The 1078-nt window shown below is 69.2% G+C and carries 1 protein-coding gene; it reads left to right on the plus strand.

Annotated elements, in window-relative coordinates:
- Positions 1-73: 73 nt before the first annotated feature.
- Entirely contained in the window at positions 74-1057 is a 984-nt protein-coding gene (locus ACZ7M3_RS52860) for an IS5 family transposase (protein ID WP_472073996.1), read from the plus strand.
- The last annotated feature ends 21 nt before the right edge of the window (positions 1058-1078 follow it).

A 1078-nucleotide genomic window follows, 5' to 3' on the forward strand; every position in this document is an offset into this window, starting at 1 on the left:
CCTGTCTGGAGTTCGGATCACGATTCGGTGGATCGTCTGCGCACCGAGGCCCGGTCTTGATAGATCGTCAGTCATGGCGCGAGGCGATCTCACCGACGAGCAGTGGGCCCTGATCGAGCCCCATCTCCCGATCGCCGCGGTCGGACCCATCCCCGACCTGCGGAAACACTTCAACGCGGTGATGTGGCGCTTCCATACCGGCAGCCCTTGGCGCGACCTGCCGAACGAGTTCGGGCCCTGGCAGAGCACTTACGACCGCTTCCGCATCTGGGTGGGGCAGGGTGTCTTCCAGCATCTGATGGAGGCGTTGATCGCCGAGGCAGCCGCGCGCGGTGAGACCGACATGGGCCTGGTCAGCGTGGACTCCGCGACGTCTCGGGCCCACCACCACGCCGCCGGGATGATCCTCGACGCGGAGCAGTTGGCGGCCCTGGAGGCGGCCGTCGAGTCTGAAAAGGGGGCGCCCCGAAGGAACAAGAGCCGCGAGAGAGAGTCCGACGCCGACGGCCGCGCTGAACGGCTGCGGACCCGCCGACGGCACCGCGCCCGCTTGAAGGCTGCTGAACTGGGGTGCTCCCGGGGCGGGTTGACCAGTAAAATCCACCTGGCGGCCGACCGGCGCTGCCGCCCGCTGGCGTTCGTCCTCTCGCCCGGACAGGCTGGCGACAGCCCGCAGTTCGTCCCGGTCCTGGAGCGGATCAAGGTCCGCGGGCCGGTCGGACGCCCGAAGACCCGGCCGGACGCGGTGGCCGCCGACAAGGCGTACTCCTCCCGCCGCAACCGCCGCTACCTGCGAGGACGAGGGATCCGCGGGGTGATCCCGGAGAAGGTGGACCAGGCCGCCAACCGCAAGAAGCGCGGCTCGCGCGGCGGCCGCCCCGTCAGCCACGACGCGGACTTGTACACCGAACGCAACACCGTGGAGCGGTGCATCAACCGCCTGCGGAACTGGCGCGGCATAGCGACTCGCTTCGACAAGACCCCGCAGAGCTACGAGGCCGGGCTCCACCTGCGCGGTGCGATGCTCTGGCTCCGCAGCATCGCACCCCACGCATGATCAAACTCCAGACAGGACCTA

This window comes from Streptomyces sp. NPDC111656 (genome assembly GCF_055656965.1).

What these genes read in the sequence shown, in the direction of transcription:
- ACZ7M3_RS52860 (WP_472073996.1), top strand. Translation starts at nt 74, where the DNA reads ATGGCGCGAGGCGATCTCACCGACGAGCAGTGGGCCCTGATCGAGCCC.